Origin of the sequence: Microbacterium sp. Root180, from assembly GCF_001428485.1 — a bacterium.
Taxonomy (GTDB): domain Bacteria; phylum Actinomycetota; class Actinomycetes; order Actinomycetales; family Microbacteriaceae; genus Microbacterium.
Genome location: NZ_LMHS01000001.1, coordinates 586,499 through 612,343, shown reverse-complemented (window position 1 = coordinate 612,343; position 25,845 = coordinate 586,499). Strand labels below are relative to the sequence as shown.

Genomic DNA, 25,845 nt, shown 5'->3' with positions numbered 1-25,845 from the left:
GGCGGCGCGGCGAGTCACTCCTCCGCGTCGTCGTCCTCGTCGGAATCGTCCTCGGAGTCGTCGTCGTCCTCGTCGGCGTCGTCCTCTTCGGAGTCGTCCTCGGAATCGGCGTCCTCGTCCTCGTCCTCGTCCTCGTCGTCGTCCTCGGAGTCATCCTCGTCGACCTCGTCGGCGTCGTCTTCGTCGTCCTCGTCGTCTTCGTCGGAGTCGTCGAGCTCGTCGATATCCACGCCGTCGACGTCGCCGGCGTGCAGGATCGAGGACCCGTCGCCGTCGAAGTCCGCGGCATCGAGGTCGTCGACGTCGTCCAGATCCTCGTCGTCCTCGTCGGACTCGCCCTCGTCGTCCGAGGCGTGAGGAGCTTCGGCGAGTGCGACCTGCGCCGCCTGGTAGTCCGCGAGGCGCACGGCCCACGGCACCCAGTCGGGTGCGAGCAGCGCGTCGTCACCCGGCAGCAGCTCGACTTCGAGCACGGTCGGCTGATCGCCCTCGACGCGCGCCAGGCTGACGGTCCAGAACCAGCCGGGGTATCCGGCGAGCCGGTTCTCGAAGCTCAGCGACACGACGCCGTCTCGCTCGAGGCGGTATCCCGCCGCGTCGCCGATCGTCGCCGCGGGAGTGATCTCGCGCAGCGCGGCGAGCGCGAGGTCGTGCGACTCGAGCAGCGTGGGATCGGGGTCCACGACGGGCGCCGGGGTCGCGGCATCCGTCTCCTCGACGACGATCTCGTCGGGCGCGGGCTCGACGGGAGCGTCGACCGACTCAGGCGTCGAGTTCATCCGCCACCTTGCGCAGCACCGCGGCGACCTTCTTGGCGTGGGCACCGGCCGGGTAGCGGCCGTGACGCAGGTCGCCGCCGATACCGTCGAGCAGCTTCACGAGGTCTTCGATGATGATCGCCATGTCGTCCGCGGGCTTGCGCGAGCGCTTGGCCAGACTCACCGGCGCCTCGAGCACGCGGACCGAGAGCGCCTGCAGCCCGCGCTTGCCGTCGGCAACACCGAACTCGAGCCGCGTGCCGGGCTTGGGGGCGGGAGCGCCCGCGGGCAGGGCTGTGGCGTGCAGGAAGACGTCCTGGCCGTCGTCGGTGGTGACGAAGCCGAACCCCTTCTCCTCGTCGTAGAACCTGACCTTGCCGGTGGGCATCGGGACCTCGCTGTGTACGGCGCCGCCGAGCGGCGGGCATGGCTGAACAGGGATCGGAGGATCCCCTCCCCTCAAGCCTACGGCAACGGAGGTCCGCGACTGCCGCGCGCACCCGCCTGGCACTAGGCTGAGTCGGATGAGCACGAACACCCCGGGCGAGGACGTTCCCGTCCGCCGGATCGACCGCCTCCTGGCCTTCATGTCGCTGGGGCTCCTCGTGCTGTCGATCCTCAGCTTCTTCGCGATCATGATCGCCTCCGCCTCGGGTGCCGATATGGCGTCGGGTGTGTGGCCACTTGTGGGAGTGCTCGTGTACATCGCGCCGATCGTCGCCTTCGCGATGATGCTCGCGGTGCTCATCATGAGCTTCGTGCGGAGGTCTCGGGCCAACCGAGGGGGCTGAGTGGTCTCCGACGAGCGCGCACTCGCGACCTGGCTCGCCGGTCGCGACGACGGCGACCTCGCGGCGACGCTCGCTGCTCGCGGCGTGTCGGCGACGGCGACCTGGAACGACTTCTTCGACGCGGCCGAAGCGCTGCTCGATCCGGCATCCGTCGACCGCGCGCTCGCGCGACTCCCCCGCGCTGCCCTCGCCGCCCTATCGGCCGGCGAGCCGGCGCCGAACCCCGTTCTCACGCGTCTCGCGCTGGCAGCCGACGACGGGCGCCCCTACGCCCCTACGGCCGAGCGGCTGGCGGCACTGACGGCCGCGCACCCGGACGCGTTCGGCACCATCGCCCTCGCGCCCTCGCGCGTACCCGCCGACGACCGCGCGGCGGCCGCGGCGGCGGAGCGCGCATTCACGACCGCCGGTTCGCTGGCCGACGTGCTGCTGGCCGGACTCCACGTTCCGCTGGCACGAACGGGCGCGGGATCGGTGACCGCCGCCGACCGGAAGCGCCTCACCGAAGCGGGCGCGATCCGCGACGACGACGACCTCGAGGACCTGCTCGCGGCCGCGAGCGCGGCGGGTCTGGCGGTGCCTGTCGAGCGCCACTGGCTGGTGACGGATGCCGGAGAGCGGTGGCTGGCCTCGCCGACGGCCGAGCGCTGGGCGGGTATCGCCGAAGGCTTCCGCTCGTCGCTCCCCGTGGGTCTGCGCACCCCGGCGGGCGGCGTCAGCGACCCCGCGACCTGGACGACGGCCTATCCTCTCGACCCGGATTGGCCCGACCGCGTGGCACGCTACCGCCGCATCGGCCGCCAGTGGGGCCTGCTCGCCGATGATCCTGCCGAGTTCGCATGGACGACGACCCTGCGGGAGGGCGCGCCTGCCGACCCGTCCGGACTGGCCGCGCACCTTCCTGCCGAGATCGATCGCGTCTACCTGCAGGCCGACCTCACCGCGATCGCGCCCGGCCCGCTGGCACCCGCGCTCGACCTCCGCCTCCGCGGCGTCGCCGTGCGCGAGTCCCGGGCGCAGGCATCCACATACCGGTTCACCGCGCAGTCGCTGGGCGCCGGCATGACCGAGGGCGAGACGGCGGACTCGATCAGCGCCTTCCTCTCGACGCTGTCGCTCACCGGCATCCCGCAGCCCCTGGCCTACCTCATCGAGAGCACCGCCGCGCGCCACGGCCTGGTGCGGGTCGGTCTGGACGCCGCCACCGGCCGGACGCGCATCGAGGCCGCCGACGCGTCACTGCGGGACACCATCGCCGTCGACCAGGCGCTGCGTCCCCTGGGCCTTCTCCCCGATGCCGGGGGCCTGGTCTCCCGCGCACCGCGCGACGCCGTCTACTGGAGCCTCGCCGACGCGCGGTACCCCGTCGTCGCGCTCGACGACGACGGTGCCCCCGAACTCGTGCGCCGGCGGACCGGCACCGCTGTCCCACCGGCCCCGCCGACGCCGTCGCAGACGTACGCGCGCCTGATGGGGACGCTGCGCGGCGGCCACGGCACCGAGGGCGAGGAGGGCTGGCTCGGTCGCGAGCTCGAGCAGGCGGTGCGCGCGCGCAGCGAGATCGTCGTGGTGGTGCGGATGCCGGACGGCTCCGAGCGCGCGTTCACCCTCGAGGCATCCGGCCTCGGCGGCGGCCGCCTGCGCGGACGCGACCGCGCCGCCGACATCGAGCGCACCCTCCCGGTGTCGAGCATCATCAGCGCCCGGCCTGCCTGACGCGCCGCCGCGACCCGCCGAAGCTCACGTAGACTGGCACGTTATGGCTGACGGCCCCCTCATCGTTCAGAGCGATCGCACCGTGCTGCTCGAAGTCGCCCACCCGGATGCGGAGAGTGCGCGCCACGAGCTCGCGATCTTCGCCGAGCTGGAGCGCGCCCCCGAGCACATCCACACCTACCGCATCACACGGCTCGGGCTCTGGAACGCCCGCGCGGCCGGACACGACGCCGCCGACATGCTGGCGACGCTCGATCGCTGGTCGCGGTTCCCCGTACCGCCGTCGGTGTCGATCGACATCGCCGAGACCGTGGGGCGCTACGGCCGCCTGGTGATCGAGCGCGCGCCAGTCGCCGAGGACGGCTCCGGTGGCGAGCTGGTGCTGCGGTCGACGGATGCCGCGGTCCTGGCGGAGGTCTCGAAGAACAAGCGCATCCAGCCCCTGCTCATCGGGCGTCCCGCTCCCGACGCGTTCATCGTCGATGCGTGGGCGCGCGGGCACATCAAGCAGGAACTGCTCAAGATCGGGTGGCCCGCCGAGGACCTCGCCGGCTACACGCCGGGGACGCCGCATCCGATCGATCTCGCGGAAGACGGATGGCACCTGCGCCCCTACCAGCGCCAGGCGGTCGACATCTTCAGCGACGGCGGTTCGGGCGTCGTGGTGCTCCCCTGCGGCGCCGGCAAGACCCTCGTCGGCGCCGGCGCCATGGCGGCGACCCGGACGACGACGCTCATCCTCGTGACGAACACGGTCAGCGCCCGGCAGTGGCGCGACGAGCTGCTCAAGCGCACCTCGCTCACCGCCGAGGAGATCGGCGAGTACTCCGGCCAGGTCAAAGAGGTCAAGCCGGTCACGATCGCGACCTATCAGATCCTCACCGCCAAGCGGAAAGGCCAGTACGCGCACCTCGCGCTGCTGGATGCTCTGGACTGGGGCCTCATCGTCTACGACGAGGTGCACCTGCTCCCGGCGCCCGTGTTCAAGCTCACCGCCGATCTGCAGGCGCGCCGCCGTCTGGGACTGACTGCCACGCTCGTGCGCGAGGACGGTCGCGAGGGCGACGTCTTCAGCCTCATCGGCCCCAAGCGATTCGATGCGCCGTGGAAGGAGATCGAGGCCCAGGGCTTCATCTCCCCCGCCGTCTGCTACGAGGTGCGCGTCGACCTTCCGGCCGGCGATCGGCTCGAGTATGCGGCCGCGGCCGACGACGAGCGATATCGACTCGCCGCCACCGCCCCCGCCAAGATCGGCGTCGTGCGCCGGCTGGTCGAGCGCCATGCCGGCGAGCGGATCCTCGTCATCGGCCAGTACCTCGACCAGATCGACGTGCTCGCCGAGGCGCTCGGTGCGCCGAAGATCACCGGGGCGACCCCCGTGGACGAGCGCGAAGAGCTCTACCAGGCGTTCCGCGTCGGCGAGATCTCGCTCCTGGTCGTGTCGAAGGTGGCGAACTTCTCGATCGACCTGCCCGAGGCATCCGTCGCCATTCAGGTGTCGGGATCGTTCGGATCGCGCCAGGAGGAGGCTCAGCGGCTCGGACGCCTGCTGCGGCCGAAGGAGTCCGGCCGAACGGCGAGCTTCTACACCCTCATCGCGCGCGACACCGTCGACCAGGACTTCGCGCAGAACCGGCAGCGCTTCCTCGCCGAGCAGGGCTACGCGTACACGATCCTCGATGCCGACGGGATCGCCGCCTGATCGACGCGAGCGCGCCTTTCCGGGCGATATCCCGCCATGGCGTCGCAACCCTGGCCATAATGAGGGCATGACCGCACCGCGCATCCTCGTCGTGGACGACGAGCCGAACATCCGCGACCTGCTCATCACGAGCCTCCGCTTCGCGGGGTTCCAGGTGAGGGCCGTATCCAACGGCGCCCAGACGATCTCGGCCGTCCTCGAGGAGGAGCCCGACCTGATCATCCTCGACGTGATGCTCCCCGACATGAACGGGTTCAGCGTCACCAAACGCCTTCGCGGCGCCGGTTACACCGCGCCGATCCTCTTCCTGACGGCGAAGGACGAGACCGAGGACAAGATCACCGGCCTCAACGCCGGCGGCGACGACTACGTCACCAAGCCGTTCAGCCTCGACGAGATCGTCGCCCGCATCCAGGCGATCCTTCGCCGCACCATGCAGGCGGACGAGGAGTCGGTCATCCGCGCCGGCGAGCTCTCGATGGACCAGGACACCCACGACGTCCAGGTCGGCGAGGCGTCCATCGATCTCAGCCCCACCGAGTTCAAGCTGCTGCGCTACCTGATGCTCAACCCCAACCGCGTGCTCTCCAAGGCGCAGATCCTCGACCACGTGTGGGAGTACGACTTCAACGGCGACGCCGGCATCGTGGAGAGCTACATCTCGTACCTGCGTCGCAAGATCGACCCGCATTCGTCCGAGCCCCTCATTCAGACCAAGCGCGGCTTCGGCTACATGCTGAAGGCGGGCAAGCCCGCGTAACCCCGCGGGACGACTCGAGGAGCTCCTCTGGCGCAGAAGACGGACGCGATCACCCGGTGGTGGCGCGGCACGAGCCTGCGCGCGAAGGTCACCGGGGTCACCGTCGCGCTCCTGGCGATCGGCCTGTTCGTCGCCGGGATCGGCACGATGGCGTTCCTGCGCAATGCACTGGTGCTCAACCTGGACGAGCAGGTGACCGCGCTGGCAGGCAGCGACGTGGCGGGACAGCTTCTCGACTTCAGCGTGCAGGACGGCCGGCTGCGAGTCGAGCCCGCAGAGGACGCCGTGCCCACCGACTACTTCGTCGCGGTGTACGAGCCGGTCGAGGGAGCGCACCTCGCGACCGTCGGCGGTGACGGCGCGGAGGACGGCTCCGAGCCAGTGTTCCCCGAGTCCTACCCCCTGGACTCGGCGCTCACCGCCGAAGGGCAGATCGTGACGCTGCCGTCGCAGGACGGCGACTCGGAGTACCGGGCGACGGTCACCGTGCAGGAGTTCCAGAACATCTTCTATGCGCAGATGGTCGCGGTGCCGGTGGCTCCCATCACGCAGATCGTCGCCAACTACGTCGGCATCTACGGCATCCTGGCCCTGCTCATCCTCGTCGCCGGCGCCGTCGCGACGCGCTGGCTCGTGACGCTGACCTTCCGCAGTCTCGGCCAGGTGGAATCCACGGCCGAGGCGATCGCGGGCGGCGACTTCAGCCTGCGCATGACCGACATCGAGCCGACCACGACCGAGGTCGGACGCCTCAAGACCGCGATCAACGCGATGCTCGACAGAGTGGATGCCGCCATCTCGCAGCGCGACTCCACGGTGCGCCAGATGCGGCGCTTCGTCGGCGACGCCAGTCACGAGCTGCGCACGCCGCTGGTGACCGTGCGCGGCTATGCCGAGCTCTATCGCATGGGGGCGATCCGGGGCGACGAGGACGTCTCGCAGTCCATGGATCGCATCGAGAAGGAGGCGATCCGCATGGGCGTGCTGGTCGAGGACCTCCTGGCCCTCGCCCGCCTCGACGAGCGTCGCGATGTCGTCATCGCTCCGGTGGACCTGCGTCCGGTGGCGAGGGATGCCGCGCTCGACCTGCGCGCGGCGGCCCCGATGCGTCCGGTGACGGTGATCGACACAACTGTCGACGAGCTTCCGCCACCTGTTCTCCCTGCGACACAGGACGAGCCGGATGAGCAGCGGCGCCCGCCCACCACCGCTCTCACGCGCGCCGGGGCGACGCTGTCGCTGCTGCGCCGACGCCCCAAGCCCGTGCCCGCGACGAGTGCGACCGGGATGCGGGCGCTGCCGCCGATCGCACCCGTGCCCGACGAGCCGGCAGCCGCGGGGGCGACGGTGCCGGTCGTGCTCGGCGATGAGAACCGCATCCGCCAGGTCGTGACGAACCTCATCGGCAACGCGCGGCGCTTCACGTCCGACGACTCCCCCATCGAGCTGAGGGTGGGCGTCGATATGACCGCGCTCCTCGGCTGGGTCGAGGTCGTCGACCACGGCGAGGGCGTCCCCGACCAGATCAAGGACAAGATCTTCCAGCGCTTCTGGCGGGCGGACACGTCGCGCACACGAGAGACCGGCGGGTCCGGGCTCGGCCTGTCGATCGTCGCCTCGATCGTCGACGCCTTGCACGGCACCGTCGGGGTCACCGACACCCCCGGCGGCGGAGCGACGTTCCGTGTGGCCTTCCCCCTGGCCGCGGAACGGGATGCGGCCGAGCATCTGCAGATCCAGACCCAGCCGCTCGAGCGCCTCCGACTCGACCAGGACTGACCGGCTCCTCCCCAGCGGCGTGCGTCGATCGCTCCTGCACCTCGGCTGTCAGCCGTCGCGCCGGGCGCCCCTGTTCGTCATAGCGTGACGACGACACCGGGGCGCGGCATCCGATCCGCCCCGAGGAAGGATCACCATGGCCGTCTACTCCGTCGACAGCGATGCCGTGCTCGCCGCCACTGCGGGCGTGCGCGGGACCATCGAGCGTCTGCAGGCCGAGTCCAACGCGATGATGGCGCAGCTGATGCAGCTGCAGAGCACCTGGACAGGCTCGGCATCGGTCGCGTTCCACACCGTGACCGATCAGTGGCGCTCGACCCAGCGGCAGGTCGAAGAGACGCTCTCGGGCATCAGCGTCGCGCTCGCGGCTGCGGGGCGCCAGTACGCCGAAGCCGAGCTGGCGACGACCAGCCTGTTCCGCTGAGATCGGGAACGACGAAGGGCCCCTCCCGGAGGAGGGGCCCTTCGTTCGTTGACTCCGGGTTTCGAATCGGGCCGCTTCGCGGTCCTCGCTCAACCTTGAGTCGATTGCGCATCAACGCGGCTGCGCCGCATTGACCCGCCCCGACTCAAAAGTCCATGCCGCCCGTGGGGTCGCCGGCCGGAGCCGAGACCTTCTCGGGCTTGTCGGCGACGACGGCCTCGGTGGTGAGGAACAGACCGGCGATCGAGGCTGCGTTCTGCAGCGCCGAGCGGGTCACCTTCACCGGGTCGTTGATGCCGGCGGCCAGCATGTCGACGTACTCGCCCGTGGCGGCGTTGAGGCCCTGGCCCGAGGGGAGCTCGGCGACCTTGTTCGCGACCACTCCGGGCTCGAGGCCCGCGTTGAGGGCGATCTGCTTCAGCGGAGCCTCGATCGCGACGCGCACGATGTTCGCGCCGGTCGCCTCGTCGCCCGAGAGCTCGAGGTTCTCGAAGGCCACCTTGCCGGCCTGGATGAGCGCGACGCCACCACCGGGGACGATGCCCTCCTCGACGGCTGCCTTCGCGTTGCGGACGGCGTCCTCGATGCGGTGCTTGCGCTCCTTCAGCTCGACCTCGGTCGCCGCGCCCGCCTTGATGACGGCGACGCCGCCGGCGAGCTTGGCGAGGCGCTCCTGGAGCTTCTCGCGGTCGTAGTCGCTGTCGGTGTTCTCGATCTCGCGACGGATCTGCGTGACGCGACCCTCGAGCTGACCGGCGTCGCCGGCACCTTCGATGATCGTGGTCTCGTCCTTCGTGATGATGACCTTGCGCGCACGGCCGAGCAGGTCGAGGGTGGCGTTCTCGAGCTTGAGACCGACCTCCTCGGTGATGACCTGGCCGCCGGTGAGGATCGCGATGTCCTGCAGCTGCGCCTTGCGACGGTCGCCGAAGCCCGGAGCCTTGACGGCCACGGACTTGAAGATGCCGCGGATCTTGTTGAGCACGAGAGTCGCGAGCGCCTCGCCCTCGACGTCCTCGGCGATGATCAGGAGCTCCTTGCCGTCCTGGATCACCTTGTCGACGATCGGCAGAAGGTCCTTGATGTTCGAGATCTTCTGGTTCGCGATGAGGATGTACGGGTCCTCGAAGACGGCCTCCTGGCGCTCCGGGTCCGTGACGAAGTACGGGTTGATGTAGCCCTTGTCGAAGCGCATGCCCTCGGTGAGCTCGAGCTCGGTGCCGAAGGTCTGCGACTCCTCGACGGTGACGACGCCTTCCTTGCCGACCTTGTCGATGGCCTCGGCGATGAGCGCGCCGATCTCGGGGTCGCCGGCGGAGATGGACGCGGTGGCGGCGATCTCCTCCTTGGTCTCGACCTCCTTGGCGTCGGCGAGCAGCTGGGTCGTGATGGCCGCGACGGCCTTCTCGATGCCCTTCTTGAGCGAGATCGGGTCGGCGCCGGCCGCGACGTTGCGCAGGCCCTCGCGCACGAGCGCCTGGGCGAGCACGACCGAGGTGGTGGTGCCGTCACCGGCGACGTCGTCGGTCTTCTTCGCGACCTCCTTGACGAGCTCCGCGCCGATCTTCTCGTACGGGTCGTCGAGCTCGATCTCCTTGGCGATCGAGACGCCGTCGTTCGTGATCGTGGGAGCGCCCCACTTCTTCTCGAGCACGACGTTGCGACCGCGGGGGCCAAGCGTCACCTTGACGGCGTCGGCCAGGATGTTGAGGCCGCGCTCGAGGCCGCGACGGGCCTCCTCATCGAAAGCGATGATCTTTGCCATGTGTGTTTCGTCCTCCCAGGACGGGGCTTTTGGATTAGCACTCAACGAACCGGAGTGCTAATCCATTCTGGCACTCACCCCTAGGGAGTGCAAGCCGCCGCGAACGGTCCCGAAACACGTGGAAACGGGATGCCGCGGCATCCCGTTTCCGTGCGAGCTGGAGCGTGGGGCGATCAGACCACGCGCACCGCCTCCGCCTGCGGGCCCTTCTGCCCGGTGCCGACGGTGAACTCGACTGTCTGGCCCTCTTCGAGCACGCGGAAGCCCGACATGTCGATGTTCGAGTAATGGACGAAGACGTCCTGCCCCTCAGCCGTGATGAAGCCGAAGCCCTTCTCGGCGTTGAACCACTTGACGGTGCCCTGAGTCATGCGAATCTCCTGATGCTGGTACGACTGGGTTCATCGTATGCACGGCTCAGGACCCGCCGAGGTCCCGAAGGCGAGTTGTTGACATGCAGGGACACAACTATTTACCGGCGTGAAACACTCGCGCCGGTAACCCGTCACGGGGTGGGCGTCGGAGTCTGTCCGGCGGCCGTGCGATCGAGCCCGATCACCACGGTCAGCTGCTTCGTGTCGGGGCTGGCGGGCTGGTAGACCTCGCTCTGCTCCACTCGCGCGCCGCCGATGACACCGGCAAGACCAGCCGCGGCAGCCTCGTCCTCGGCCCCGACGTAGTACACGGTCGTCTCCGGGAAGTCATCGGCGCTCGCGTCGCTGGGCAGCACCGATCCGTCGGGCCAGCCGGCGGCGACGACGACGTCCTTCATCTGCGTCGCGAGACCCTGCTCCGGCGTCGCATTGAGGATGACGACCTGGTAGCTCGTGTCGATGACGGGCGTCACCTCGACCGTCGGCGCGGCGGTGGGCTCGGGCGTCGGGAAGATCTCGATGCGCCCGGATGCCAGCAGCGTGCCGAAGATGCCGACCGCGATCAGGACGATCGTCGCCAGCGCAGCCCACAGCAGCACGACCCACCCGCGCATGCGAGGATTCTCGGCTCGGTGGGCACCGACGCGATCCGCATCCGGGAGGTCGTCGAAGCGATCCCGGGGGAAGGACGATCTCGACACCCGATGATCCTACCGGCAGCCCGCCGGGGAACCCGCCGGGGCCCGGCTCAGAGCGATCTCCCGCCGGCGGCGCTGTCGCTGCGGGCGCGAGCACGTTCGTCGTGCAGGCGGCGCAGCCGCTTCACGAGCATCGGATCGTGCGCCTGCGCCTCGGCGGTATCGATCAGCCGTCCGAGCAGCTGGTAGTAGCGCGCCGGCGACATGCCGAGGTCGGCACGGATCGCCTCTTCCTTCGCGCCGGCGTGACGGCGCCATTCGGCCTCGAAGGCGAGGATCGCGAGATCGCGCTCGGAGAGGGGCACGTCCTCACGCTAGCCGCGCGGCCGCCGATCGTCCTCGCGCCACTCCACGAACGCGCCGAGCGGGTCGACGGCGGCGAGGGGCACGCCGTCCCGGCCGAGCACGAAGCCCCCCCACGTCGCCGGATCGACGGGCGGATTCCACTGGTCGTGGAGTCCCGGCGGGTCGATCGAGATCCACACCGCGTCGAGGCCGCGCAGCGCCGCGAACAGGCGCTCCCGCCCCGCCCGCGGGATGTGCGGAAGCACGCCCGGCGTCGTGATGACGAGCGTCGCCCCCCGTGGCGCGCGTCCCGCCGCGCGCGCGAGCACTGCGGGATCGGTCGCATCGCCGGCGATCAGCAGCGGCGGATCCGCGGCCGCGATGTCGAGGGCCGCCTCGATGCGAGCGGCGCGGCCGGTCTCGCCCGGCCACACCAGCGAGGTGAGGAACCGCCGATCCGCGCGGTCGGCGGCGTCGAGGGGTGCCAGGTCGATGCCCGCCCGCCAGACGACGTCGGGCAGCCGGAGGGGCGGATCTCCCGCGACCGCGCATTCGAGCACCACCGGCGATGTCCCGTCCGCCGGGTCGAGGGCGATCCCGTTCGAGAAGCGGTACGAATACCGGTCCGGGAAGAGACAGAGTCCGGCGCTCGCGCCGAGCTCGAGCAGCGCGATCGGCCCCTCGACCGCGGCGAGCGCCGGCAGCAGGGCGGCACAGCGCAGCGGCTCGTTCGTCTGGAGACTGCGCGCGGATGCCGCGGCCACGACATCGTCCGCGTGCGACGACAGCCATGCTGCCCACTGCCGGAACGGTGCTTCCGGCGCTCCCAGCATCCGCGTGACCGCGAAGACGAGGGGCGGCTGACGGTGCGTCGCGGGAATCCGGGCGATCGTCGCAGCCGACACCGGATCGGCGGCGACGCCCGCGGCCCATTCGGCGTAGAGCGCGCTCCGCCCGGGTGCCTCGTCGCGCGCGAATCGGGCGTAGCGCAGGGCGACGGCGGCAGGAGCATCCGGTTCCACTCCCCCATTCTCGCGGCCGACGTCCAGCCTGCGCGGACCGCCGAGCCCGGGACTGGGGTTGAATGGATGCCATGACCTACGCCGTTGACAAGAGCGACGACCAGTGGCGGGCGGAGCTCAGCCCGCAGCAGTACGCGGTGCTGCGGGAGGCGGGCACCGAGCGCGCGTGGACCGGTGAGCTGCTCGACGAGGGCAGGGCGGGCCTCTACACGTGCGCGGCGTGCGGCACGGAGCTGTTCCAGAGCGGGACGAAGTTCGACTCGCACTGCGGGTGGCCGAGCTTCTACGAGTCGATCCGCCCCGAAGCCGTCGAGCTCATCGAGGACAACAGCCACGGGATGCTGCGCACCGAGGTGCGCTGCGCGAACTGCGGCTCGCACCTGGGCCATGTGTTCCCCGACGGGTTCGGCACGCCCACCGGCGACCGGTACTGCATGAACTCGATCTCCCTCAGCTTCTCCCCCGACGAGACGGCATGAGCCTCCCCGCGCACCCGGCGCTGGAGGCCGTGCGCGCGCGGCGCTCGTGGTCGAAGGTCACCGACGAGGCGCCGACGCACGCGGAGCTGCTCACGCTCGTCTCCGCCGCCGGCCGTGTCGCCGACCACTCCTCGCTGCGGCCGTGGCGCCTCATCGAGCTGCGCGGCAGCGACCGCGAGGCGCTGGGCCGCGCGATCAGCAAGGCCGAGGGAGCAGAAGGCGCTTCGTCGAAGCCGCTGCGCGCCCCGCTGCTGATCGCCGTCGTCGCCAGCTACCGGAAGAGCGACAAGGTTCCCCGCTGGGAGCAGGAGGCCGTCGCCTCAGGCGTCGCCCACGTGCTCAGCCTGCTGCTCGACGAAGCGGGCTGGGGCGTCATCTGGCGCACCGGCGGCTATACGCGCTCGAAGGCGGTCGCCAAGGCGCACGGCCTCGGAAAGAAGGAAGAGCTGCTCGGCTGGCTCTACGTCGGCGGCAAGCCCCCGCGCTCGCGTCTCGGCCGCCGCAAGGGCGTCGAGGCACGTAAGCACGTGTCCCGGATGCCGAAGCCCGACAAGAAGGGCTGAGAGGCCGCGCCGCTGCTCGGCTCCGGCCGTCTCGCTCGGGCCGGTTCAGCGGCGCAGCGAGCGCCACGGCACGGCTGCGACGACGACCGACGCCAGGGCGAGCACCACCATCGCGAGCTCCTGCGCGAACCCCGGACTGGCTGGAGCGGGCCACAGCGCGTCGAGCACGACCGAGGTGAGCAGCTGGCCGACCACGGCGCCGAGTCCGAGCAGCAGCACTCCGGTGTACTGGACGACCGCTGCCGACAGGAAGATGTACACGACGCCGACGGGACCGCCCAGGTAGAGCCATGGCTCGGCGGGGAGCGGCTGAGGAGGACCCACGCTCGCGACGTGTACGAGCGCCGCGACGACGAGCAGCACCGTGCCGCCGGTGAAATTGACGAGGGTCGCGGTGAGCGGCGTGCCGACGCGCTGCCGCAGCCGGCCGTTCGTGGCCTGCTGCCACGCGATCGCGATTCCCGCGAGGAAGGGAAGCACGAGCATCCACAGCGGCACGCCCGACAGGCCGTCGCCGACCAGCGCGAGACCGACCGCGCCGAGCGCCAGGGCGCCGCCGACGAGTCGCGGAACGGTGACGGCGACGACGCCGGCCGGACCGAACCCGATCCGGTCCAGGAAGAGCCCGTTGACGGTCTGCCCGGCCACGACGCCGACGGTGAACAGCGACACCCCGATGAGGCCGACGGCGAGGCCCTGCGTGGCGACGGTGAGCGCCCCGGCGGCGCCGCCTCCCAGCATCCACAACGGGATCCCTCCGGTGCGCACACCGGCGACCAGGCGCGCAACGCCGGCGCGGCCGGACGGCAGCGCCGCGGAGAGGACGACGAGGATCACCAGGCCCGAGCCGAACGACACGACCGCGGCGACGAACCCGTCGTCCAGCCGGAGGCCGAGCTGGCCGTTGATGCGGGCCTGGACGGCGGTCATCACCCCGATCGCGACCGCAAGGGCGAGCGCCAGCCACGCGGGCATGCGCCGCGGCGCAGACGAGGAGTCCATCGAGCCGACTGCGGGACTTGAACCCGCAACCCCCTAATTACAAGTTAGGTGCGCTACCAATTGCGCCAAGCCGGCAATGCGGCCAGTCTACCGGTGGCGATGGCGTGTGCCCGCTCGCTCGGAGCGGCCGCGGGGAGCGGCGCGACTACGGCGTCGGAGTCGTCGTCGGAGTGGGTGTCGGGCTCGGAGTCTCCTCGTAGTACGCATCGCTCGCGACGGTGAGCACGAACTGCGCGAACTCCTTGGGGTCGTTCATCGCGCCGACGTAGGGCTCGCCGTTGACGAGCACCATCGGCGTGCCCGTGAGGGCGATGTCGTCGGTGCCGGGAAGCCCGTCGAGGGCGCGCTCCGTGGCCGTCTTGGCCCACGAGGCGAAGTCCTGGTCCTCGATGCACGCGCGCACGACCTTCGCACCGACAGCGCCCGACGCGATCGCCATGTCGGCGAGCTCGGCGTCGGTGTAGCCGTCCGAGTCGATCTCGGGCTGCTGCGTGAGGAGCGTGTTGTTGTACGCGAAGAAGTAATCGGGCGAGTGGGTGGCCACGCAGGCCGCGGCGCTCGCAGCGCGCAGCGAGTACTTCGTGCCGTTCGACTTCGACGTGAGCATCGCGACGGGGTAGTAGCTGAGGGTCACCGCGTCCTCGGTCACCCACTTCGTGAGCTGCTGCGCGTTGGCGAGCTGGAATTCACGTGAGCCGGTCGAGAGGTAGTCGACGTAGACGCGGATGTCGACCACGGGCTGCTCCGTGGGAGTCGCCTCCGGCGTCGGGGTGGCCGTCGGAGTCGCGGTCGGCGTCTCGCCTTCGACCGTGCCGGTGCCGCCCGGGTCGTCTCCGGCGATCCCGAGACCCATGACCCCGGTCACGACGAACCCGTCGTCACTCACGTTCTGCGGGCTGAGCATCGGCTTCGACGCCGCCGAGGAGACGGCCCAGGTCACGACCACCGCGACGACGGCCACCACCGCGATGACCGCAGTGGTGACGACGGAGCCGCGGATCAGACGCGCTCGCGACTGCTGCGCCTGCACCTGCAGCGCCTTCTCGCGCACGGCGTCACGCCGCTCGCTGGCGGCAGCGGCGTTCGATGACTCGTCGCTCGACATGGAACCTCTCGGGACGGATGCGGGGCCGGGATCGGGATCTGGATCGGCGGGGCCTATCCGGGGGAATCGGCCGCACACGATGCTAGCCAGCCACCCTGGGAAATGCCCAGACGAGGGCTCCATGCGAGCCGTGCCATACTGGTCGTGCGCCCGATGACGGGCGTGCGGGTCAAGCCCCCGCTCATTCCATCACTACGGATCGTCCGGCACGTACCTGCCGGTGAAGGAGAAGAGAACATGGCGTCCGTCACCTTTGACAACGCAACCCGTCTGTACCCCGGGGGCACTCGCCCCGCTGTGGACAAGCTCGACCTGGATGTCGCCGACGGCGAATTCCTCGTCCTCGTCGGCCCCTCGGGCTGCGGAAAGTCCACGTCGCTGCGCATGCTGGCCGGCCTCGAAGAGGTCAACTCCGGCCGCATCCTGATCGGCGATCGCGACGTCACCGACGTCCCGCCGAAGGACCGCGACATCGCGATGGTGTTCCAGAACTACGCGCTGTACCCGCACATGACCGTTGCCGAGAACATGGGCTTCGCGCTCAAGATCGCGGGCATCGGCAAGGAGGAGCGCGCCGCGCGCGTCCTCGAGGCCGCCAAGCTCCTCGACCTCGAGGACTACCTGACGCGCAAGCCGAAGGCGCTCTCGGGCGGCCAGCGTCAGCGCGTCGCCATGGGCCGCGCCATCGTGCGTCAGCCGCAGGTGTTCCTCATGGACGAGCCGCTGTCGAACCTCGACGCCAAGCTCCGCGTCCAGACCCGCACCCAGATCGCGTCGCTCCAGCGCCGCCTCGGTGTCACCACGGTCTACGTCACGCACGACCAGACCGAGGCCCTCACCATGGGTGACCGCATCGCCGTGCTCAAGGACGGCCTGCTCCAGCAGGTCGGCACGCCGCGCGACCTCTACGAGACGCCCAAGAACGTCTTCGTGGCCGGCTTCATCGGCTCGCCCGCGATGAACCTCTTCCCGGCGCACCTCGCCGAAGGCGGCGTGCAGTTCGGCGACACGGTCGTCGCCATCGAGGCCGACACCCTGGGCAAGGCCCACGGGTCCGACGTCACCATCGGCGTCCGCCCCGAGGACATCGTCGTCGCTCCCGAGGACGGCAAGGGCCTCTCGGTCATCGTCGACCTCGTCGAGGAGCTCGGCGCCGACGGCTACCTCTACGGCCACGCCGACGTCAACGGCAAGCGCACCGACATCGTGGCGCGCGTCGACGGTCGCCGTCACCCGAACGCGGGCGACACCGTGACCCTGGCTCCGGTTCCCGGACACGTCCACGTGTTCGACGTCGAGTCGGGCGACCGCCTGACCGACAAGGCCATCGCCTCGGCGTAAGCACGTTTCCGTCGCAACGGCGCGGGTGGGAGAATATCCCCCCGCGCCGTTGCGCATTCCCAGGGGGTGACCGTTGCCGGACGCGTTGAGCATCACGGCGAGCAGCGTCGATCCCGGCCTGCTGACGCTGCCGTGGTCGACCACGCTCGCAGACTGGCCGTCGAGCAACATCGTCTATCTGCCCAAGGGGATCTCGCGCCACCTGGTGCGCTTCGCGAGCCTCTCCGGGCGCGTCGTCGCCATCAAGGAGACGACCGAGCAGATGGCTCGTCGCGAGTACGACATGCTCGGCAATCTCAGCCGGCTCGATGTGCCGTGCGTGCAGCGCGTCGCGGTGATCGCCGGACGCACGGATGCCGCGGGCGACCCTCTCCCCGCGGCGCTGGTCACCGCGCACCTGAAGTTCTCGCTCCCCTACCGTGCGCTGTTCACGCAGGTGCTGCGCCCCGACACCGCCACGCGCCTCGTCGATGCTCTCGCCGCCCTCCTCGTGAACCTGCACAACGTGGGGTTCTTCTGGGGCGATGTGTCGCTGTCGAACACGCTCTTCCGCCGCGACGCGGGCGCCTTCGCGGCGTATCTCGTCGACGCCGAGACCGGCGAGCTCCACGAGAGCGGCCTCACGCCGGGACAGCGTGCGCACGACCTCGACGTCGCCCGGACGAACATCGCGGGCGAGATCATGGACCTCGAAGCCGGCGGCCGCCTCGAGGGCGGGGTCGATGCGATCGCGATCGCCGACGGCATCGTGTCGTCCTACCACGCGCTGTGGGCCGCGCTCACCGACCGCGAGAGCTTCGGCGCCGACGAGGTGTGGCGCATCACCGAGCGCGTGCAGCGGCTGAACGATCTGGGCTTCGACATCGGCGAGATGTCGATCAAGACCACCGAGGACGGCACGCGCGTCTCGATCCAGCCCAAGGTCGTCGACGCGGGCCACCACACCCGCCGACTCATCCGCCTCACGGGACTCGACGTCGAGGAGAACCAGGCGCGGCGGCTGCTGAACGACCTCGACGAGTTCCGCGCGCGGGTCTCGCGGCTCGGCGACGACGAGGAGATGGTGGCCCACGAGTGGCTCACGCGCGTCTTCGAGCCGGTCGTGAAGTCCATCCCGTGGGATCTTCGCGCCAAGCTCGAGCCGGCCGAGGTCTTCCACCAGGTTCTCGAGCACCGCTGGTACATGTCACAGGCGCGCGGTCGCTCCGTGCCGCTGGCGGAGGTGCTCACCAGCTACATCGACGACGTGCTGCGCCACCGCCGCGACGAGGCGACCCTGATGGGACCTCCGACCGAAACGGTGTCGCTGGCGGTGATCACGGCGAGTACGCCCGTCGTGGACGACGACGAAGACGACATCGACTGGCGCGACCTGGTCTGAGACCCCAGAGCTCAGACGATCATGCTCAGAGGGTTCTGGATGCGTCGGACGAAGGCATCCAGCCACTGAGCCGCGAGCGCTCCGTCCAGCACGCGATGATCCGCGGACAGCGTCACCGTCATCACCGTGGCGACCGCCAGCTCGCCGTCGTCGCCGACGACCGGTCGGCGGGTGGCCGCGCCCACGGCGAGGATGCCGGAGTGGGGCGGGTTGATGATCGCCGAGAACTCCGTCGTGCCGTACATCCCGAGATTGGACACCGAGAACGATCCCCCCTCCAGCTCCGCCTGGCCGATCCTTCCGTCCCGCGCGCGTTCGGCGAGCTCGCGGACGCGGCGGCTGAGCTCGCTCAGGCGCAGGCGATCCACACCGCGCACCACCGGCGTCACGAGCCCGCCCGGCACGGATACCGCGACCGCGATGTCGACACCGGAGAACTGACGCGTCGCGTCGTCCGTCCAGATGGCATTCGCCTCCGGCACATCCTCCATCGCCGACGCGACCGCCTTCAGCACGAAGTCGTTGACCGAGATCCGCGCGGCTCCGCCTTCGTTGACCCGTGCGCGCACGGCGAGCAGTTCATCGACGCGGCAGTCCGCCACGAGGAAGAAGTGCGGAACGGTCGTGGTGCTCTCAGTGAGCCGCCGCGCGATCGCACGCCGCATGCGGGTGTGCGGCACATCGGTGTACGCGGCGACGGCGGACGTCCTGGTGTCGGCAGCCGGCGCGGATGTCGCCGCCGCGGGTGCCGGAGCGCTCGCCGGGCCCAGGTCGTCGATGTCGCGACGGACGATCCGGCCGTTCGGCCCCGAGCCGGTGATGGCGTCGAGGTCGAGCCCGCGCTCCTTTGCGAGACGGCGGACGAGCGGGCTCGCGAAGAGCCGACGGGACGAGGTGGTGTCAGCGGATGCGGGTGCTCCCGCGCTCGGGGCGGCGGGGGCAGAGTCGGGCGCGGACGGCTCGGAGGCCGACGGCGCGTCGACGGTGTCCGCGCCGACCGCGGCACCCGCCTCGGCGAGGGCATCCGCCGCGCTCTGGCCGGGGCCGGCAAGCACGGCGATGGGCGCGCCGACGGCCGCAGCCTCACCCTGCGGCACGAGGATGCCGGCGAGAGTGCCGCCCGCCTCGGCCTCGTACTCGACGACGGCCTTCTCGGTCTCGATCTCGACGATCGCCTGTCCGGCGCTGACCTCGTCGCCGACCGCGACGAGCCATGACTGGATTGCGGCCTCCGCCGCTCCTGCGGCGAGCGCCGGCATCCGCACGACGGTGGACATCAGCGCCCTCCCCATGCCGCGCGGACCCGCTCGAGGCCCTCGACGACCTCTTCCGTGCGGGCGATGGCCGCGCGTTCGAGCACCTTCGAGATGCTCGGGCTGGCGATACCGCCCGTGACGCGCTCGATCGGCTGATCGAGCCAGTCGAAGTGCCTGCGCTGCAGCTCGTCGGCGAGCCAGCCCCCGTACGACGGGCCGCGCGCGCCCTGCTCGACGATGAGCACGTTGCCCGTCCTGCGGATGCTCTCGCCGATCGTGTCCCAGTCGAGCGAGGCGCGATCGAGCCAGCGCAGGTCGATGACCTCTGCGTCGATTCCCGTCTGCTCGACCGCGTCGAGCGTGTGCCCGACCATCGAGAGGTAGGTGAGGACGGTGAGATCCTTCCCCTCTCGGCGGATCGCGGCACTGCCCGGGGGGATGACGTAGTCCAGGTCGCCCTCTGGGACGCGGTCGGCGACACCGTAGAGGTCGACGTGCTCGATGACCAGCACCGGGTCGTCGAGGGCGAGCGCCGCGTTCATGAGCCCGACGTAGTCGGCCGCCGTCGATGGGGCGACGATGCGCCACCCTGCCTGCGTCGCGAAGATGCCTGCGGGGTCCATGAGGTGCTGTGACCCGTACCCCGAGCCCATCGCGATCTTGGTGCGCAGCACGAGGGGCACGGTGTTGTTGTCGCCGAACATGTGCCGCGCCTTGCCGACCTGGTTGAAGACCTGGTCGGCGGCGACCCACATGAAGTCGGGGTACATGAACTCGACGACCGGCCGGAACCGGCCATCCAGGGCCATGCCGCCCGCAAGTCCGAAGAAGCCGTTCTCACTGATGGGGGTGCCGATGATCCGCTCGGGGCCGTACTTCTTCGCCAGGCCTTTGGTCGCGCCGTTCGTGCCGCCGTTGAGCCGGTGCACGTCCTCGCCCATGACCACGATCCGCTCGTCGGTCTCCATGCGCCGATCCATCGTCTCCGCGACGGCGTCGATGAACTTGAGGTTGCGCCATCCCGTCCCCGTGGGCTCAGGGTCGAGTCCCGCAAGCTCGGAGGCGTCCCCGCGGATGCCGGTGTCGACCATCGCAGGATCGGGCCAGAGCTCGGGGCGGATGCGCTGACGACCGGCATTCTCCGGGTCGTCCTCGGTCAGCGCGGCTACGGCTGCGGACATCGCGGAGGTCGCCTGCTCCCGCACCGCGAGTACCTCGGCGTCGGAGAGGAGACCGAGCGCGGTCATCTCCCGCGCCATCCGCTGGAGCGGATCGCGCTCACGCCAGCGCGCCTCTTCGTCTTTCGAGCGATAGCCGAAGGCGCTGCCGGGGTAGGGGCCGTTCTGGTGGAAGAAGCGGTAGACCTCCGCCTCGACGATCGCCGCACCCTCCCCGCCGCGGAGGCGGGCGAGGGCCTCCTGCGTCGCCAGGTGCACAGCGAGCGGGTCCATTCCGTCGACCCGCCATCCCGGCACCCCGAAGCCCTGCCCGCGCACGGAGAACCTCACGTCGGCCGTCACCTCTTCGGCGTGCGTCGAGACCGCATAGAGGTTGTTCTCGACGAAGAACATCACCGGAAGCTTCCACGCAGCGGCGAGGTTGAGCGTCTCGAGCACCGAGCCGATCTGACTCGCACCGTCGCCGAAGTAGTTGATCGATACGTCCGTCGTGCCCGCGTGTTTCTGGGCCCACGCGTTGCCTGCGGCGATCGGAGCGCCCCCGCCGACGATCGCGTTCGTGCCGAGGGCGCCTGCGTCGAGCCACTGCAGGTGCATCGAGCCGCCTCGACCGCCCGAGAAGCCCTGTGCGAGCCCGAGGATCTCTGCCAGTGTCCGTTGGAGCAGGGCCTGCAGATCGGCCGTGACGAGTGCGGCGGGATCGAGGCGCCCGCTCGAGACGTGCTCGATCGCCTTGGCGAGGAACTGGTGGTGTCCGCGGTGCGATCCGTTGACGGCATCCGTCGAACGCAGTCCGTGGATGGAGCCGACCGCTCCGCCCTCCTGCCCGATGCTGGAGTGCGCGGGACCGTGCACGAGACCCTGCGCGGCGAGGTCGAGGACCGCCTCCTCGAACGCCCGGACCAGGTGCAGCTCGCCGAGCATCGTCGCCAGCATCGCCGGGTCCGCCGACTTCCAGTCGGCGGCGGTCGTCGACAGCTGCACCCACGCGGTGCCGGTCTCGAGCCTTCGGCGCTTCGGCATGTTCGTCTCCATCGATGCTCATGCTCCGCGATCGCGGATTGATTCGATGATAGGCACGATTGCATCCAATCACAACCATCACCGTCGAAAACCGGGCGGCTTGTCGCGGTTCATCCTCTGATCTGGATACAATTGCGCATCACGCTGCCGTGACCGAGAGGAGACTCCCATGGCCCTTCCCGGAATGCGAGGGATCGATCACTTCGGATTCACCGTGCCCGATCTGGACGAGGCCGAACGGTTCCTCGTCGATGTACTGGGCGCCGTCCCGATCTACGTGCTCGGGGCGAAGCGGGCGGACGACGACTGGATGACCGTGCAGCTCGGCGTGAACGCGCGAACGACGATCAGGGAGATCCGGTTCTATCGACTCGGCAGCGGGACGAACCTCGAGGTGTTCGAGTACGACAGCGCCGACGGGCAGGCGGAGCAGCCACGCAACAGCGACATCGGCGGGCATCATCTCGCCCTGTACGTCGATGACATCGACGCTGCGGCAGACTATCTGCGTGGAGAGGGCGTCGACGTGATGGGCGAGCCGGTGGCCAGTGCGGGAGCATCGGCCGGCCAGCGATGGCTCTACTTCCGCTCGCCATGGGGCATGCAGTTCGAGCTCGTCAGCTTCCCCGACGGCAAGGCATACGAGCGCGGGGCGGCGACCCTTCTCTGGCATCCCGCCCGGCCTGGGGCGTGAGATGACCGACATCGCGACGGATGCTCCGGATGCCGCGCGCCCGCGCGACGGCGATGCCGGCGCGCGCATCGCCGACGGCATCCGATCGGGGATCGTCGCGGGGCTCTACCCACCCGGCACCCGCATCCGCCAGGAGGACCTCGCCGCGCAGTACGGCGCGAGTCGCGTTCCGGTGCGCGAGGCCATCCGGCAACTCGAGTACGAAGGCCTCATCACCGTCGTGGCGAACTCCGGCGCGTGGGTCGCCCGACTCACCCTCGCCGAGTGCGAGGAGATCTACCTCATGCGCGAGCGCCTCGAACCGCTCCTGCTGCGCTACAGCGCCCCGCACCTGACGGACGTCGAACTCGAAGGGCTCGCTGCCCTCGCTCAGCGGATCAGCGTCGTCGGCGCCGACACCGATGCATTCCTCACGCTCGATGCCGAGTTCCACCTCGCCAGCTACGCCGGGGCGAAGACCTCCCAGCTCGACGACCTCGTGCGGCGTCTGTGGAACACCACCGCACCGTACCGGCGCGCGTACGTCGCCTCGTGGGCGCCGGAATCCCGGCGGATCGCCCACGAGGAGCACCACCTCATGGTCGCGGCGCTGCGCGAGGGGGACGTGGAGGAGGCCGAACGCATCCTCGCCGGGCACATCCGTCGCACTCGCCGGCAGCTCGCGAAGAGCCCTGAGATCTTCGAGGGCTGACGACGGGACGCCGCGAGCGACTCAGGTGAGGCGCCATCCCCGATCGACGTAGATGCTCGTGCCGGACACGCCCCGGTTGCGCAGCAGGAACTGCGTGGCATCCACGATGTCCGCCATCGTCGCCAGCTCACCCCCGGGAGTGCGGCTCTCGTAGCCGTCGAGCACGCCCTCGGGCTTGGAGGCCCAGAACGGGCTGTCTCCGATGATCCCGGGGTGGATCGCGTTGACCCGCATCGGAGCGAGCTCGAGCGCGAGCGTGCGGACGAGTCCCTCGACTCCGCCGTTGATCGTCGATACGGTCGTCGACCCGGGGTACGGGGCGTCCTTCGCGCGACCGCCGAACAACACGATGCCCGTCTCCCTCGAGGGATCGAGCCGGTCGAGCAGTGCGTGGACGACCTCCGTGTAGCCGATCAGCTTGAGCGTGACCAGACGCCTCGCGCGAGCGATGTCGTATTCGCGCACGGTGTTGGCGTCGCGCTCGATGGCGGCGAGCACCAGCCCGTGCACGGCGCCCAGCGGGGCCAGCTGGCCGGCGATCGCCTCGGGCTCGGAGATGTCGAGGGCGATCGCCGACGCCCGCTCCCCTATCGTCGCCGCGACCTCATCGGCCCGCGCCTGGTCGCGCCCCGTGATCACGACACGATCCCCGCGCGCCACGATGTCGCGAGCGAGATCGAGACCGATCCCCGACGTTGCGCCGACGACGACGATGGTGCGATCAGTCATGATTCCTCCGCTGGTGGGACGTACAGGTCTCGGCGCATGACCTCGGCGGCCGCGCCCCAGTCGAGGCGCGCGAGGTCCGGATCCGCCACGGCGATCTCGTAGACGCGGCGGATCGCGGGCGCGGTCGGGAGAGCGGCGCCACTCTCCGCAGCGACCTCCTCTGCCAGCCGCAGGTCCTTGAATCCGAGAGCCATGACGAACCCGGGCGGGTCATAGGTCTGCTGGACGATCTCGGCACCGTAGCCGCGATACGCGACCCCGTCGAACAGCGTGCTCGTGAGCAGTTCGTGGAAGAGCGCGGGATCCACACCCTGGCGCTCGGTCATCGCGATCGACTCCCCGAGGGCTTGGATGGCGTGGATGATGTTGTAGTTCACCGCGACCTTGACGGCATTCGCGACGCGGGGCCGCTCGCCCAGGCGCCAGATGCGCGAACCGAGGGTCTCCAGGATCGGAATCACCTCATCGACCGTCCCCTGCGGCCCCGCCACCAGGATGTTGAGTCTGCCCTCGGCCGCCACCGCCGGTCGCCCGAGGACGGGCGCGGCGACGTAGTCCGTCCCGGATGCGCGGAACAGGGCCTCGAGGCGATCGGCGGCGGCGGGACTGATGGAGGCCATGTTGATGTGGATGCCGCGCGCCCGCGCGACGGCCGAGACGTCGAGCACGCCCTCCGCCGCAACGTCGTCCGCCAGCATCGACAGGGAGAGACCGACCTCGAGTGCGTCGCCCGGCGAGTCGACGAGCGTCGCGCCCGCTTCGACGAGCGGCGTCGCGGCGGCCGGTGACCTGTTCCACACCCGCACGTCGTGGCCGGCCGCGACGAGCCGGCGCGCCATGGCGGAGCCCATCGTGCCGAGGCCGAGGAAGCCGATGGTGCTCATCAGGCCTCCCCGCGACCCCAGGGGGTGTTGAGGTGGGATTGACTGTCGCGCTGAAGGTTCAACGGCCCATCGATCGTGTAGTACCGCTTGCCCGCGACGATGAGCTCCTCTGCAGGGAACTTCGTGATGACTTCGCACCCATCGGCGGTGACGACGAGTTCCTCCTCGATGCGCGCGGCACCCCACCCGTCGGCGGACGGCCAGTACGTCTCGAGGGCGAACACCATCCCCTCCTGAAGCACCTCCGGATGGTCGAGTGAGACGAGGCGCGAGAAGATCGGCTTCTCCCAGATCGACAGGCCGACACCGTGGCCGTACTGGAGGGCGAAGGCCGCCTCCTCATCGGCGAAGCCGAACTCCTGGGCGGTCGGCCACACCTTGACGATGTCCGCCGTCGTCGCACCCGGCTTCACGAGCGCGATCGCCCGATCCATGTACTCGCGGGCACGGGTGTAGGCGTCGCGCTGCGCGATGCTCGCCGAGCCCACCGCGAACGTGCGGTAGTAGCAGGTGCGATAGCCGTTGAACGAATGCAGGATGTCGAAGAACGCCGGATCGCCGGGTCGGATGAGGCGGTCACTGAAGACATGCGGATGCGGCGAGCATCGCTCCCCCGAGATCGCGTTGACCCCTTCGACGTACTCGGAGCCCAGGTCGTACAGCGTCTTCGCGACGACGCCGACCGCCTCGTTCTCGCGCACACCCGGCCGGAGGAACCGGTAGAGCTCCTCATACGCGGCATCCACCATCGAAGCCGCCTGCGTGAGCAGTCGGATCTCGTCGCCGGTCTTGATGCGGCGCGCCTCCATGAACAGCTGCTGGCCGTCCACGACCCGGATGCCCTCCTTCTGGAGGGCGAACAGGATCGGCAGCTCGATCACGTCGACACCGAGCGGCTCGTTCGCGACGCCGAACTTCTCCAGCTCGCGCTTGATCTTCTTCGCGACGCCCTCGGCGATCTCCGCATCGGGGGTGAAGGCTCCACGGAGCGTCGAGATCCCCGCGCGGGCGCCGGACTCCAGCCGCGGCCGCGGCGCGTTCTCGTGCGGCGCGTTGGGGTCGGCATCCATCTCCGCCGTCGTGACATCCAGCCACGGGTTGTACAGGGCGTGGTGCTTGGCGGCCGAACCGAAGTCCCACGAGATCGGGTCGCTGTTGCGGGTGAGGAGACTGAAGCGGATCAGCTTGTCCATCGCCCACGTGCCGATGTGCGTGGCCGTCATGTACCGGATGTTCGAGAAGTCGAACGCCAGCACCGCGCCCATGTCGGAGCGGTCGAGTTCGGCCTTCAGTCGCGCGAGACGTTCGCTGCGGAGCCGGTCGAAGTCGACACGGGCCTCCCAATCCACGGCGTTCGTGCCGGTGGTCCCGGTGTTCTTCATGAGTGTCCTCTCTGACGTGCTGCGGCGTTCGACGTGCGGTGGGCGCGGGAGCTGGAGTCGATC

The 25,845-nt window shown here is 70.0% G+C and carries 26 protein-coding genes and 1 tRNA gene; 12 read left to right on the top strand and 15 right to left on the bottom strand.

Going from position 1 to position 25,845, the window contains the following annotated elements; translation table 11 throughout:
* Positions 1-14 precede the first annotated feature (14 nt).
* Both ASD93_RS02925 and ASD93_RS02920 read right to left on the bottom strand, forming a co-directional pair.
* Positions 15-779, bottom strand: coding sequence for a DUF3027 domain-containing protein (locus ASD93_RS02925; protein WP_056118371.1), 765 nt, complete (start codon positions 777-779; stop codon positions 15-17).
* A complete protein-coding gene (locus ASD93_RS02920) occupies positions 763-1,146 on the bottom strand; it encodes a cold-shock protein (protein ID WP_056118369.1) in 384 nt (127 codons plus the stop codon). The genes ASD93_RS02925 and ASD93_RS02920 overlap by 17 nt, the downstream gene beginning before the upstream one ends.
* 136 nt (positions 1,147-1,282) lie before the next feature.
* Here ASD93_RS02920 and ASD93_RS02915 point away from each other — a divergent pair, with 136 nt between their 5' ends.
* The 6 genes from ASD93_RS02915 to ASD93_RS02890 all read left to right on the top strand — a co-directional run bounded on the left by ASD93_RS02915 (position 1,283) and on the right by ASD93_RS02890 (position 7,930).
* Positions 1,283-1,549 carry a hypothetical protein gene (locus ASD93_RS02915; protein ID WP_056118366.1) on the top strand — a complete coding sequence of 89 codons (267 nt, stop codon included), beginning with the start codon at positions 1,283-1,285 and terminating at the stop codon, positions 1,547-1,549.
* Complete coding sequence (locus ASD93_RS02910) at positions 1,550-3,265, top strand: helicase-associated domain-containing protein (protein ID WP_056118364.1); 1,716 nt, start codon at positions 1,550-1,552, stop codon at positions 3,263-3,265.
* Between the two features lie 43 nt (positions 3,266-3,308).
* On the top strand, positions 3,309-4,967 hold the full coding sequence (locus ASD93_RS02905) for a DNA repair helicase XPB (RefSeq protein WP_056118362.1): 1,659 nt from the start codon (positions 3,309-3,311) through the stop codon (positions 4,965-4,967).
* 67 nt (positions 4,968-5,034) lie between these two features.
* Entirely contained in the window at positions 5,035-5,727 is a 693-nt protein-coding gene (locus ASD93_RS02900; RefSeq protein WP_056118360.1) for a response regulator transcription factor, read from the top strand.
* A 147-nt stretch (positions 5,728-5,874) separates the two neighbouring features.
* Positions 5,875-7,506, top strand: coding sequence for a sensor histidine kinase (locus tag ASD93_RS02895; RefSeq protein WP_056118358.1), 1,632 nt, complete (start codon positions 5,875-5,877; stop codon positions 7,504-7,506).
* 136 nt (positions 7,507-7,642) lie between these two features.
* Positions 7,643-7,930, top strand: a complete 288-nt coding sequence (locus ASD93_RS02890) for a WXG100 family type VII secretion target (protein ID WP_056118357.1) — start codon at positions 7,643-7,645, stop codon at positions 7,928-7,930.
* Positions 7,931-8,075: 145 nt separating this feature from the next.
* Here ASD93_RS02890 and groL read toward each other — a convergent pair whose 3' ends face one another.
* The 5 genes from groL to ASD93_RS02865 all read right to left on the bottom strand — a co-directional run bounded on the left by groL (position 8,076) and on the right by ASD93_RS02865 (position 12,074).
* Complete coding sequence (gene groL / locus ASD93_RS02885) at positions 8,076-9,695, bottom strand: chaperonin GroEL (protein WP_056118355.1); 1,620 nt, start codon at positions 9,693-9,695, stop codon at positions 8,076-8,078.
* 173 nt (positions 9,696-9,868) lie between these two features.
* Complete coding sequence (locus ASD93_RS02880) at positions 9,869-10,066, bottom strand: cold-shock protein (protein WP_056118354.1); 198 nt, start codon at positions 10,064-10,066, stop codon at positions 9,869-9,871.
* Between the two features lie 134 nt (positions 10,067-10,200).
* Positions 10,201-10,770, bottom strand: a complete 570-nt coding sequence (locus tag ASD93_RS02875) for a LytR C-terminal domain-containing protein (RefSeq protein WP_056118352.1) — start codon at positions 10,768-10,770, stop codon at positions 10,201-10,203.
* Positions 10,771-10,817: 47 nt separating this feature from the next.
* Positions 10,818-11,072: a DUF3263 domain-containing protein gene (locus tag ASD93_RS02870; RefSeq protein ID WP_056118349.1), complete on the bottom strand. Its 255-nt coding sequence runs from the start codon at positions 11,070-11,072 to the stop codon at positions 10,818-10,820.
* 9 nt (positions 11,073-11,081) lie between these two features.
* Positions 11,082-12,074 (bottom strand): DUF2332 domain-containing protein, encoded by a 993-nt coding sequence (locus ASD93_RS02865; protein WP_056118348.1) that lies wholly within the window; start codon positions 12,072-12,074, stop codon positions 11,082-11,084.
* Positions 12,075-12,145: 71 nt separating this feature from the next.
* Between ASD93_RS02865 and msrB the strand changes: the two genes are divergently transcribed.
* Positions 12,146-12,553: a peptide-methionine (R)-S-oxide reductase MsrB gene (msrB, locus tag ASD93_RS02860; protein WP_056118346.1), complete on the top strand. Its 408-nt coding sequence runs from the start codon at positions 12,146-12,148 to the stop codon at positions 12,551-12,553.
* Positions 12,550-13,116, top strand: a complete 567-nt coding sequence (locus ASD93_RS02855) for a nitroreductase family protein (RefSeq protein WP_056118344.1) — start codon at positions 12,550-12,552, stop codon at positions 13,114-13,116. Before msrB ends, ASD93_RS02855 begins: the two co-directional genes overlap by 4 nt.
* A gap of 45 nt (positions 13,117-13,161) precedes the next feature.
* On the opposite strand, the gene ASD93_RS02850 is transcribed toward ASD93_RS02855, so the two are convergent.
* From ASD93_RS02850 to ASD93_RS02840, 3 genes are all read right to left on the bottom strand, one after another.
* Complete coding sequence (locus ASD93_RS02850) at positions 13,162-14,118, bottom strand: DMT family transporter (RefSeq protein ID WP_056118342.1); 957 nt, start codon at positions 14,116-14,118, stop codon at positions 13,162-13,164.
* Between the two features lie 2 nt (positions 14,119-14,120).
* Positions 14,121-14,193: transfer RNA gene (locus ASD93_RS02845), tRNA-Thr, on the bottom strand.
* Positions 14,194-14,263: 70 nt separating this feature from the next.
* Positions 14,264-15,223 (bottom strand): DsbA family protein, encoded by a 960-nt coding sequence (locus ASD93_RS02840; protein ID WP_056118340.1) that lies wholly within the window; start codon positions 15,221-15,223, stop codon positions 14,264-14,266.
* Between the two features lie 237 nt (positions 15,224-15,460).
* Between ASD93_RS02840 and ASD93_RS02835 the strand changes: the two genes are divergently transcribed.
* Positions 15,461-16,564, top strand: a complete 1,104-nt coding sequence (locus tag ASD93_RS02835) for an ABC transporter ATP-binding protein (RefSeq protein ID WP_056118338.1) — start codon at positions 15,461-15,463, stop codon at positions 16,562-16,564.
* Positions 16,565-16,637: 73 nt separating this feature from the next.
* Positions 16,638-17,945 carry a DUF4032 domain-containing protein gene (locus tag ASD93_RS02830; RefSeq protein ID WP_056118336.1) on the top strand — a complete coding sequence of 436 codons (1,308 nt, stop codon included), beginning with the start codon at positions 16,638-16,640 and terminating at the stop codon, positions 17,943-17,945.
* An 11-nt stretch (positions 17,946-17,956) separates the two neighbouring features.
* Here ASD93_RS02830 and ASD93_RS02825 read toward each other — a convergent pair whose 3' ends face one another.
* On the bottom strand, positions 17,957-19,222 hold the full coding sequence (locus ASD93_RS02825) for a 2-oxo acid dehydrogenase subunit E2 (RefSeq protein WP_056118334.1): 1,266 nt from the start codon (positions 19,220-19,222) through the stop codon (positions 17,957-17,959).
* On the bottom strand, positions 19,222-21,402 hold the full coding sequence (locus ASD93_RS02820; protein ID WP_056119148.1) for a thiamine pyrophosphate-dependent enzyme: 2,181 nt from the start codon (positions 21,400-21,402) through the stop codon (positions 19,222-19,224). Before ASD93_RS02820 ends, ASD93_RS02825 begins: the two co-directional genes overlap by 1 nt.
* A 169-nt stretch (positions 21,403-21,571) precedes the next feature.
* Between ASD93_RS02820 and ASD93_RS02815 the strand changes: the two genes are divergently transcribed.
* The gene (locus ASD93_RS02815; protein WP_056118332.1) at positions 21,572-22,096 is read left to right on the top strand and encodes a VOC family protein; all 525 of its coding nucleotides are present in this window, start codon (positions 21,572-21,574) and stop codon (positions 22,094-22,096) included.
* A 1-nt stretch (position 22,097) separates the two neighbouring features.
* Positions 22,098-22,787, top strand: coding sequence for a GntR family transcriptional regulator (locus ASD93_RS02810; protein WP_082569126.1), 690 nt, complete (start codon positions 22,098-22,100; stop codon positions 22,785-22,787).
* Positions 22,788-22,808: 21 nt separating this feature from the next.
* On the opposite strand, the gene ASD93_RS02805 is transcribed toward ASD93_RS02810, so the two are convergent.
* From ASD93_RS02805 to ASD93_RS02795, 3 genes are read right to left on the bottom strand one after another with little or no spacing between them, the layout of a single operon-like run.
* On the bottom strand, positions 22,809-23,516 hold the full coding sequence (locus ASD93_RS02805; RefSeq protein WP_056118329.1) for an SDR family NAD(P)-dependent oxidoreductase: 708 nt from the start codon (positions 23,514-23,516) through the stop codon (positions 22,809-22,811).
* Positions 23,513-24,400 carry an NAD(P)-dependent oxidoreductase gene (locus ASD93_RS02800; protein ID WP_056118327.1) on the bottom strand — a complete coding sequence of 296 codons (888 nt, stop codon included), beginning with the start codon at positions 24,398-24,400 and terminating at the stop codon, positions 23,513-23,515. The genes ASD93_RS02805 and ASD93_RS02800 overlap by 4 nt, the downstream gene beginning before the upstream one ends.
* A complete protein-coding gene (locus tag ASD93_RS02795; RefSeq protein ID WP_056118325.1) occupies positions 24,400-25,782 on the bottom strand; it encodes a M24 family metallopeptidase in 1,383 nt (460 codons plus the stop codon). The genes ASD93_RS02800 and ASD93_RS02795 overlap by 1 nt, the downstream gene beginning before the upstream one ends.
* Positions 25,783-25,845 lie beyond the last annotated feature (63 nt).

Coding starts and splice junctions, on each gene's coding strand:
- ASD93_RS02925 (WP_056118371.1), bottom strand. CDS start 779: ATGAACTCGACGCCTGAGTCGGTCGACGCTCCCGTCGAGCCCGCGCCC.
- ASD93_RS02920 (WP_056118369.1), bottom strand. CDS start 1,146: ATGCCCACCGGCAAGGTCAGGTTCTACGACGAGGAGAAGGGGTTCGGC.
- ASD93_RS02915 (WP_056118366.1), top strand. CDS start 1,283: ATGAGCACGAACACCCCGGGCGAGGACGTTCCCGTCCGCCGGATCGAC.
- ASD93_RS02905 (WP_056118362.1), top strand. CDS start 3,309: ATGGCTGACGGCCCCCTCATCGTTCAGAGCGATCGCACCGTGCTGCTC.
- ASD93_RS02900 (WP_056118360.1), top strand. CDS start 5,035: ATGACCGCACCGCGCATCCTCGTCGTGGACGACGAGCCGAACATCCGC.
- ASD93_RS02895 (WP_056118358.1), top strand. CDS start 5,875: ATGGCGTTCCTGCGCAATGCACTGGTGCTCAACCTGGACGAGCAGGTG.
- ASD93_RS02890 (WP_056118357.1), top strand. CDS start 7,643: ATGGCCGTCTACTCCGTCGACAGCGATGCCGTGCTCGCCGCCACTGCG.
- groL (WP_056118355.1), bottom strand. CDS start 9,695: ATGGCAAAGATCATCGCTTTCGATGAGGAGGCCCGTCGCGGCCTCGAG.
- ASD93_RS02880 (WP_056118354.1), bottom strand. CDS start 10,066: ATGACTCAGGGCACCGTCAAGTGGTTCAACGCCGAGAAGGGCTTCGGC.
- msrB (WP_056118346.1), top strand. CDS start 12,146: ATGACCTACGCCGTTGACAAGAGCGACGACCAGTGGCGGGCGGAGCTC.
- ASD93_RS02855 (WP_056118344.1), top strand. CDS start 12,550: ATGAGCCTCCCCGCGCACCCGGCGCTGGAGGCCGTGCGCGCGCGGCGC.
- ASD93_RS02850 (WP_056118342.1), bottom strand. CDS start 14,118: ATGGACTCCTCGTCTGCGCCGCGGCGCATGCCCGCGTGGCTGGCGCTC.
- ASD93_RS02840 (WP_056118340.1), bottom strand. CDS start 15,223: ATGTCGAGCGACGAGTCATCGAACGCCGCTGCCGCCAGCGAGCGGCGT.
- ASD93_RS02835 (WP_056118338.1), top strand. CDS start 15,461: ATGGCGTCCGTCACCTTTGACAACGCAACCCGTCTGTACCCCGGGGGC.
- ASD93_RS02825 (WP_056118334.1), bottom strand. CDS start 19,222: ATGTCCACCGTCGTGCGGATGCCGGCGCTCGCCGCAGGAGCGGCGGAG.
- ASD93_RS02820 (WP_056119148.1), bottom strand. CDS start 21,402: ATGCCGAAGCGCCGAAGGCTCGAGACCGGCACCGCGTGGGTGCAGCTG.
- ASD93_RS02815 (WP_056118332.1), top strand. CDS start 21,572: ATGGCCCTTCCCGGAATGCGAGGGATCGATCACTTCGGATTCACCGTG.
- ASD93_RS02810 (WP_082569126.1), top strand. CDS start 22,098: ATGACCGACATCGCGACGGATGCTCCGGATGCCGCGCGCCCGCGCGAC.
- ASD93_RS02805 (WP_056118329.1), bottom strand. CDS start 23,516: ATGACTGATCGCACCATCGTCGTCGTCGGCGCAACGTCGGGGATCGGT.
- ASD93_RS02800 (WP_056118327.1), bottom strand. CDS start 24,400: ATGAGCACCATCGGCTTCCTCGGCCTCGGCACGATGGGCTCCGCCATG.
- ASD93_RS02795 (WP_056118325.1), bottom strand. CDS start 25,782: ATGAAGAACACCGGGACCACCGGCACGAACGCCGTGGATTGGGAGGCC.